The sequence below is a fragment of the Microbacterium sp. genome (genome assembly GCF_052102115.1).
Taxonomy (GTDB): Bacteria; Actinomycetota; Actinomycetes; order Actinomycetales; family Microbacteriaceae; genus Microbacterium.
Window position 1 is genome coordinate 41,925 of the sequence record NZ_JBQDVP010000020.1, and the last position, 7,692, is coordinate 49,616.

9 protein-coding genes and 1 pseudogene are annotated in these 7,692 nt (G+C 68.4%); 7 read left to right on the plus strand and 3 right to left on the minus strand.

Annotation, left to right across the window (positions count from 1 at the left end; genetic code table 11):
- Positions 1-72: 72 nt before the first annotated feature.
- From ACTICP_RS08370 to ACTICP_RS08390, 5 genes are all read left to right on the plus strand, one after another.
- Positions 73-465 (plus strand): hypothetical protein, encoded by a 393-nt coding sequence (locus tag ACTICP_RS08370; RefSeq protein ID WP_441891312.1) that lies wholly within the window; start codon positions 73-75, stop codon positions 463-465.
- Between the two features lie 142 nt (positions 466-607).
- On the plus strand, positions 608-1,318 hold the full coding sequence (locus ACTICP_RS08375) for a hypothetical protein (protein WP_441891327.1): 711 nt from the start codon (positions 608-610) through the stop codon (positions 1,316-1,318).
- Between the two features lie 187 nt (positions 1,319-1,505).
- Complete coding sequence (locus ACTICP_RS08380) at positions 1,506-1,670, plus strand: hypothetical protein (RefSeq protein WP_441891314.1); 165 nt, start codon at positions 1,506-1,508, stop codon at positions 1,668-1,670.
- A complete protein-coding gene (locus ACTICP_RS08385; protein ID WP_441891316.1) occupies positions 1,667-2,326 on the plus strand; it encodes a hypothetical protein in 660 nt (219 codons plus the stop codon). The genes ACTICP_RS08380 and ACTICP_RS08385 overlap by 4 nt, the downstream gene beginning before the upstream one ends.
- A gap of 2 nt (positions 2,327-2,328) precedes the next feature.
- On the plus strand, positions 2,329-3,033 hold the full coding sequence (locus tag ACTICP_RS08390) for a hypothetical protein (protein ID WP_441891317.1): 705 nt from the start codon (positions 2,329-2,331) through the stop codon (positions 3,031-3,033).
- A 71-nt stretch (positions 3,034-3,104) separates the two neighbouring features.
- On the opposite strand, the gene ACTICP_RS08395 is transcribed toward ACTICP_RS08390, so the two are convergent.
- Together ACTICP_RS08395 and ACTICP_RS08400 are read right to left on the minus strand one after the other, a co-directional pair.
- Positions 3,105-3,551, minus strand: coding sequence for a dehydrogenase (locus tag ACTICP_RS08395; protein ID WP_441891319.1), 447 nt, complete (start codon positions 3,549-3,551; stop codon positions 3,105-3,107).
- 41 nt (positions 3,552-3,592) lie between these two features.
- Positions 3,593-4,582 (minus strand): malate dehydrogenase, encoded by a 990-nt coding sequence (locus ACTICP_RS08400; protein ID WP_441891321.1) that lies wholly within the window; start codon positions 4,580-4,582, stop codon positions 3,593-3,595.
- Positions 4,583-4,629: 47 nt separating this feature from the next.
- Between ACTICP_RS08400 and ypfJ the strand changes: the two genes are divergently transcribed.
- Both ypfJ and pip read left to right on the plus strand, forming a co-directional pair.
- Positions 4,630-5,502 (plus strand): KPN_02809 family neutral zinc metallopeptidase, encoded by an 873-nt coding sequence (gene ypfJ / locus ACTICP_RS08405; protein ID WP_441891323.1) that lies wholly within the window; start codon positions 4,630-4,632, stop codon positions 5,500-5,502.
- An 86-nt stretch (positions 5,503-5,588) separates the two neighbouring features.
- Positions 5,589-6,560: a prolyl aminopeptidase gene (gene pip / locus ACTICP_RS08410; protein ID WP_441891325.1), complete on the plus strand. Its 972-nt coding sequence runs from the start codon at positions 5,589-5,591 to the stop codon at positions 6,558-6,560.
- Between the two features lie 236 nt (positions 6,561-6,796).
- Here pip and ACTICP_RS08415 read toward each other — a convergent pair.
- Positions 6,797-7,692, minus strand: a pseudogene (locus ACTICP_RS08415) (aldehyde dehydrogenase family protein); the annotation flags it as partial.

Sequence of the window (7,692 nt, forward strand, 5' to 3'; positions counted from 1 at the left end):
AGCGGAGACCGTCATCATTATCGTTCCGACCACGGTCATGGACTCATGAGCGGCGGCTCACGGTCGGTACAAGTGAGCAGGGACGGTCTTGCGCGTGATGCGACCGTCGCCTGGTACCTCGATCCGACCTACTCGTGGATCGTGGAGGTTCGATCGCGCGGATTCGGCACGGTCCAGGCTCGAGCCGACGATGCGTTCGAAGCGCTCTGCCTCGTTCGCGAAGAGCTCGAACCGTTCGGGTGGAGGGTCGGCGTCGCTGGTGCGCAGCCCGACGTCTGGCCCAGCGGCATGGCTCGGGACCAGGGGGGAGGCCAGCAGGCCTACCGGATGACGGCGGAGCGGATCGGAAACCTCGTCGACACCTTCGAACCGGTCGACCCGGCGACGGTGACCACCGTCGCCGCGCAGAGAGCCGAGACCGACCGTCTGTATGAGGAGATCCGGCGAAGGACGCAGAACAGCTGAGCTGAGGTTCTGTGGTGTTCACACGCCTGACGCGTTCGCATGGCAGGATGTTCGCCGAGGGGGTCGATACGTGACTGAGCCGAGTACTGCCACGGCGCTGGAAGAGGATGCTGAGCCGAAAGAAGGGCGTGCAGCGGTGCCGTTGCACCTGGAATTCGCCGGGGAGTGGCACGAGCTGCCCGCAGACAGACCGTTCATCATCGGCCGCGAGGGCGACCTCGAGATCGATGACAATCCGTACCTGCACCGGCACTTTCTCAAGCTGCAGCACCACGACGGGCTGTGGTGGCTGACGAACGTGGGGGTGCGCCTTGCGGCGACGGTCTCCAGTGCCGGCGGTGCCGTGCAGTCCTGGCTGTCACCGAGCGCGAGAATGCCGTTGGTTTTCGAGCGCAGCGTGATCGTCTTCACTGCTGGCCCGGTGACGTACGAGCTGAATCTGCTCACCGAAGAGGCCCCGTACGGGGTGTCGCGCCATGTCGAGGCATCGATGAGCGGAGAGACGACAGTGATGCCCGTGAGCTTCACGAAGCTGCAGAAGCAGTTGATCGTGGCGCTCGCCGAGCCGATGCTGCGGCGCGAGGGCGTGAGCATGAATGAACTGCCGTCATCCAGCGCGGCCGCCGAGCGGCTCGGTTGGACGATGAGCAAGTTCAACCGCAAGCTCGACAATGTCTGCGACAAGCTCGATCGCATGGGCGTTCAGGGCCTCCGTGGAGGGCCTGGCAAGCTCGCCACCAATCGCCGTGCGCGTCTGGTCGAATATGCCGTGACGTCGCAGGTGGTCACCCGCGCCGACCTTCCGCTCGTCGACGACATCACACTGCAGGACGAGTCCGACCCGGACGACTGAGGCTCGAGCGTCAGCGCGCGGCGTCGGCGAGGTGACGGTCACGTGCCGGATGTCGGGAGGTGGATGCCGGAATGCCTCGAGGGAAAGGAACCGGACGCACTCCGACTCAGACGTCTCGGCATAGGATGATGCGCGGGGCCAGAGCCGCCTACGGGGGCAGCATGATCGGCCGGACGAGAAGAGCGGAATGTCGGACAGCGGTGACCTTCTCATGCCGGGGGCACTGCTCGGCTACGCGGAACGCGTCAGCGGACGCGTTCCCGATGATGACATGGTGACCTGGCGGACGCAGGAGTCCACGCGCCGCACGGGATGCATCCGGGGTGCCTTTTCGCAGTTGGCGGAAACGTGAGCAGGGCTTTCGCGATGATCGGTGAGCGGGCGCGCGCCCGCCTCGCGTTGCCCGATCAGACCTCCGCCGTGCTCCAGGCCGACAGCACCGCGGAAGTGCTGCGCGCGGACTACGAGCGGTGGTCGCGGTGGCTGCTGGGACTGGTCGCATACGTGCTGGCTGTCGCGGGGTCTTTCATCGGCGTGGGCGTGGGCGTCAGCATGACGGCTCCGGGGGTGCGGGCCACCGGTTTCGACATCGTGATGGTCGTCATCATGCTGGCGATCGCCGGCGTAGGAGTGTGGATGCTGGTGCGCCTCTGGCACAGTGGACGGCAGCTGACGCGCGCCGCCGCCGCGTGGATGCGCCTGCCCTACACGCGGGGGGTGCGGGCCCGGGGCGCCGGGGGATGGGTGCTCGCGCGGACGACGAACTTCGAGCCGCCGATCTTCGCGCGGCTCGTCACGGTGAGTTTGGCGCTGCTCGTGGCCGTGTCGGGGATCGCTCTGTTCATCCGCGGCATCGTCGAGGGCTTCGACATGACGACGGTGGCGGCGCTCGTCGTCGGGCTCATCTCGCTCGCGAGTGGCCTGGGTCAGGCTGGGGGCGTCATGCGCCTGATCTCGGGGGTGAGCGAGGCCGACCCGCTCTGGGTGCGCCTGCGGGGTGGAGGGTGAAGATGCGCGGCAAGGTGCGGAACGGACTGGTGGCGGCGATGGCCGTCGGCATGGTGATGACGATGACGAGCTGCGGCTTCACTGCGGCACCGACCGGTGACGCCCTCTACCGTGATGGTGAACAGCGCTACGTCGCCTACGCGACGACCATGCACTCGGTCATCATGGCCATCGATGAGACCGAGTGGCCCGTCGATCAGGGATCGTTCGGCGCGTCACCCATCCCGTGCCGGATCAACGGCGAGCTGACCGGCTTCGCCTTTTCCTGGGCACGGTTGCTCGAGCTGGGCGACCGCGATGTCGACGACGTCGTCGCCGCGGCGACGACGTCATTCGAGGACGCGGGTATGGAGGCTGCGACTGCGACATACGGTAAAGGCGACCGGCAGGAGATCAACGTGATCGGCACCGGTGGCGACGTCGGTCGTGGGGTCGTGACGGTGCGCCCCGACCAGAACCATATTCGGGTCACGGCGAGTCCCGGCTGCTTCCCCGGTGACGCGGCGGATCTGTCGGATATGGTCTTCGGCGGCGGCCTGGTCTACAAGGGGGCCTCTCGGCGAATCCCCGCCTTTGAGGGGCCGGACTGGCAGCCGCGGTTCTACTTCCCCGAGGAGGGGAGTCCGGTGTACCACACCGAGGATGGGGAGCCGATCGAACCACAGCCGTCGCCGACCGAGCTTCCGAAGGCCCCGTACGGGGATTGATCACTGGAGCGAGTGACCAGGACAGGACGCCGCCACGGCGGGCGAAGGGTTCTCGCGGTGACGCTGGTCGATCAGCGCGCGGCGTCGGCGAGGTGACGGGCGTGGTGGCCGAGCACCTTCACCATGATCCCGCGGCTGCGCAGCGCTGCCGCTGTTCGGGTCTCCTCATCGCGGTCGCGCCCGAGGGCGTGCACGTTCGCGACCACAACCACATCTCCTCGCTGCAGAGTGTCCAGCAGCCGTGTGACCCGACCTTCCCAGCTCTCCAGGATGTCCGGCGCCGGGTGCCGGAACCCCTCGATCGGCACGCCGAATCGGGTGAGGTCCTCGCGCTGCTCCGTGACTGACGGCATCCCCTCGCGCGCCACGACCAGCCCGACCAACCGCGCGCCCTCGGGACGCGCCGACCACCAGCCGTGATCGTCGTTCGCCAGGCACTTCGGGCACTCGGCCGCGGCATGCGGCAGATGCAGCGGACTCGTCAGTGCAGCATCCGTGATGTCATGCGTATCGCCCATGGTCGCACCTCCGGCATCCATTCTGCCCTGCGTGGAGAGCTTCACAAGACCCCGAGCGCGCGCACCGCTTCGCGCTCTTCGACCAGCTCCGCGACCGAGGTGTCGATGCGTGCGCGTGCCCAGTCATCCAGTTCGAGTCCTTCGACGATCTGCCACTGGCCGCCGACCGCCCGCACCGGAAAGGACGACACGAGTCCGGCGGGAACACCGTACTCCCCGCGCGAGACGACGCCGGCGCTGGTCCAGTCGTCGGTACCGGCGACCCAGTCGCGGGTGTGCTCGATCGCGGCGTTCGCGGCGGATGCCACGGACGACGAGCCGCGCACCTCGATGATCTCGGCGCCGCGCTTCGCGACGCGGGGGATGAACGTCTCCTCCAGCCACCCACGGACGTCATCCATCCGCTCGCCGAGCGCGTCGAGCACCGGCCGGCCGTCGACGGTTGCGTGAGCGAGGTCGGGGAACTGCGTGGCGGAGTGGTTTCCCCAGATCGACACCCGACGGATGCCGGAAACCGGAGCATCCAGCGCCGCGGCGACCTGCGCCCGTGCACGGTTCTCGTCGAGACGCGTGAGGGCGCTGAAGCGGTCGGCGGGGACGCCGTCGGCGGATGCTGCGGCGATCAGCGCGTTCGTGTTCGCCGGGTTGCCCACCACCGTCACCCGCACATCGGCGGCGGCCCGCGCGGCGATCGTCTGCCCCTGCGGCCCGAAGATCCCGGCGTTGGCTGCGAGCAGGTCGCCGCGCTCCATTCCGGGGCCGCGCGGGCGCGCGCCGACGAGCAGCGCGAGGTTGCAGCCGTCGAAACCGGTGGCCGCGTCATCGGTGACCTCGACGCTCTCGAGCAGGTCGAATGCGCCATCGTGGAGTTCCAGGGCCGCGCCTTCGGCTGCTTTCACACCCTGCGGGATCTCGAGCAGCCGCAGCCGCACCTTCTCGTCGGGGCCCAGCATGTCGCCGGCAGCGATGCGGAAGAGCAGCGCGTACCCGATCTGTCCGCCAGCACCCGTGATCGTGATCGTCGTCGCCATGAGAACGAGCCTACGGGCCGCGGGCTCCTGCGGGGTACTCTCATGCCATGACGTTCAACCCCGACTCCGACATCTCTAGCCATCGCACCCGGCGCCCCGGTCGCACCGCCGCGATCGCCGGCGTCGGCGGCGTCGGGCTGCTCGGGATCATCGCGCTCATCGCGGGGCCGCTGCTCGGCGTCGACTTGACCGGACTGCTCGGCGGCGGAACTCAGGGCGGCAGCCCGTCCGATGCCGGCGAGACGGTGCTGGCGTGCGAGTCCGGGGAGGACGCCAACACGCAGGACGACTGCCGTATGGCCGGCGCGCAGGTGCTGCTCGATGGTTACTGGGAGCAGCAGGTCGAGGGGTACACGCCGCCGCAGCTGTACGTCTTCCACGGGCAGACGTCGACGCAGTGCGGCACGGCATCCAACTCCGTCGGACCGTTCTACTGCCCTCCCGAGCAGGGTGTGTACATCGACCCGGACTTCTTCCAGATCATGCGGCAGCAGTTCGGTGCATCCGCGGGTGAACTCGCCCAGCTCTACATCGTCGGGCACGAGTGGGGCCACCACATCCAGAACATCACCGGCACCATGAGTCAGTATCCGAACAACGGCACCGGTCCAGACAGCAACAGTGTGCGCACCGAGCTGCAGGCCGACTGCTACGCCGGCGCCTGGCTGGCCGCCGCGGCCGACCAGACCGACGAGAACGGGGTCGCCTACCTCGAGACGCCGACCGAGGCCCAGATCGAAGACGCTCTGAATGCGGCCTTCGCCGTCGGCGACGACCACATCCAGGAGCAGTCCGGCTTCAGCAACCCGGAGTCCTGGACCCACGGGTCGAGCCAGCAGCGCCAGGGCTGGTTCGCGAGCGGCTACCAGAACGGGCTCGGCAGCTGCGACACCTTCGCGGTGGACGGCAGCCAGCTCTGAGCCGCGTGGTTCCGCGGGTGCGCGGTATCTGCGCGATACGGTGAGGAGTCCGCCGACGCCGGCGGAAACCACAGACTCACCGGGGGATGAGCATGAACACGGACGCACTGTATCCGTCGATCGAACCGTATGACAGCGGGATGCTGCCCGTCGGCGACGGCCAGCGGGTGTTCTGGGAGGTCAGCGGCAACCCCGAAGGCAAGCCAGTCGTGTTCCTGCACGGCGGACCAGGCGGCGGTATCGCCCCGTGGCACCGCCGTTTCTTCGACCCCGAGAAGTACCGGATCGTCCTGTTCGACCAGCGCGGGTGCGGGCGGAGCACGCCGCACGCCAGCGCTCCGGACGTCGACATGAGGTTCAACACCACGTCACATCTGATCGCCGACATCGAGCTGCTGCGCAAGAACCTCGGCATCGAGAAGTGGCAGGTCTTCGGTGGATCGTGGGGCAGCGCCCTTGCTCTCGCCTACGCGCAGGCACACCCGGGTGCGGTCACCGAGCTCGTGCTGCGCGGCATCTTCACGCTGCGCCGTGCGGAGCTGGAGTGGTTCTATGAGGGCGGCGCCGCCGCGCTGTTCCCCGACCTGTGGGAGGGGTTCGTCGCGCAGATCCCGGTGCTCGAACGCAACCGGATGATCGAGGCCTACCACCGCCGCCTGTTCGACGCCGATCCGGCCGTGCACGTGCCCGCTGCGCGGGCCTGGTCGACGTGGGAGGGCTCGACGATCACGTTGCGCCCCGACGCCGACACGGTCGATCGCATGACCGAGGATGCCACGGCCGTCGCCTTCGCCCGCATCGAGAACCACTACTTCGTCAACCGCGGCTGGTGGACGGAGGGGCAGCTGATCGCCGGGGTGGATGCGATCCGGCACATCCCCACCGTCATCGTCCAGGGGCGCTACGACGTGTGCACGCCGATGATGACGGCGTGGGACCTCCACACGGCCTGGCCCGAAGCTCGCTTCGTCGTGGTCGACGATGCCGGGCACGCGGCATCCGAGCCCGGCATCCAGCTGGCGCTGCGCGAGGCGACCGACGGCTTCACGGAGCGGTGACGGGGGCTGACGAGCGTAGGGCAGTGTGAAGGCGGTTTCGACTCGCTCCGCTCGCTCAACCCGTTTCGTCTGCGTCGCCTCCGGCGACTCCGCTCAACGCCCGGTTATGCGGGCCACGGGTCGAGACGAAACGGACGCTACGCTCAACGCCCGGTTGTGCGGCGGTCGCGGGTCGTTGAGCGAGCGGAGCGAGACGAAACGCGTTGAGCGAGCCGGAGGCGAGTCGAAACGGGCCCCTACGCGCGCAGCGCCTGCAGCAGTGTCTTCACGAGCCCGAGCATCCCGCCGTTCGCCCGGAACCGGGTGAGCCCCTCGCTGACGACCGCGCCGGTTCGTGCCGTGACGAACCACGGCGGCTTCGGCAGGATCGCGAACCGGCCACCGCCGTTGATCACCGGAAGTGACCGGGGGAAGGGCCGGAACGGTCCGCGCAGCACCGAGCGCTCCACGCGGTCGAGCAGCAGCGCGTTGTGCACGACGCCGATGCCGCTGCCGACGTCATCGAGGGTGTTTCCGGGGAAAGCGCCCCACGTCAGGGTCGGGGTGATGAAGCCGACCGCCGTCCAAGCGTTGATCGCGATCGAGCCGTACCGCAGCTGGGTGATGGCGCGCTCGAACCCGGTGCCGAGCGATTTCTGCGTGGCCGGGTCGATCAGCAGGTTGGCGCCGAGGGTGCCCTGTAGCTCGTCGTTCGCGTGCGAGACCGCGGCGTCGAGGAACCCCTGCCCGGTGCCGGGGAGAGTGACGACGCCGAGCACGGGAGCGAAGTACTCGGTGTTCTGCAGCGCGGTCGCATCGTCGTCGGCATCGAGTTCGATGAGCAGCCGGTCACCGAGCACGAGGGCGTCGGGGTAATCGTCGTTCGCCTGCTGCATCCGCTCCTCGGAGTGCGGGTACCAGTTGGGACGCTCCGGAGCTTTCGCGTAGGCACGGCGGAGCGCCGCGCGGAACGCATCCGCCTGCGCCCAGTCCGACGACATGATCACGACCTGTCCGGCGATGCAGTTGTGCCCGCAGTTCTGCAGGCGCATGGTCGCGATGTGCTCCGCCTGGAAGGTCAGATCGGCATCCGACCACTCGCCGGGCACGACGATGATCGGCGAGACGCCGCCGAGTTCGGCGGTGATCGGCT